This is a genomic window from Cupriavidus sp. SIMBA_020 (assembly GCF_046535395.1).
Classification (GTDB): domain Bacteria; phylum Pseudomonadota; class Gammaproteobacteria; order Burkholderiales; family Burkholderiaceae; genus Cupriavidus; species Cupriavidus campinensis.
Genome location: NZ_JAWRWU010000678.1, coordinates 1 through 268 on the forward strand (window position 1 = coordinate 1; position 268 = coordinate 268).

General features: G+C 43.3%; 1 pseudogene. It reads left to right on the forward strand.

Features of this window, described 5'->3' with window-relative positions:
* Positions 1–268 (forward strand): annotated as a pseudogene (gene copA, locus SB751_RS31030) (Cu+ exporting ATPase); the annotation flags it as partial.

Sequence of the window (268 nt, forward strand, 5' to 3'; positions counted from 1 at the left end):
GGCACAGATGTAGCTATTGAAAGTGCGGATATAACGCTGATGCGAGGCTCACTTCATGGTCTTGCACATGCCATTGCAATTAGTGGCGCAACCATAACTAATATTAAACAAAATTTGTTTGGGGCGTTTATTTATAACATTGCGGGTATTCCGATTGCTGCAGGGCTGTTGTATCCGTTTTTTGGTTTACTACTAAACCCAGTCGTAGCTGGCGCGGCAATGGCTTTATCATCGCTTACTGTAGTCACTAATGCAAACCGATTACGTT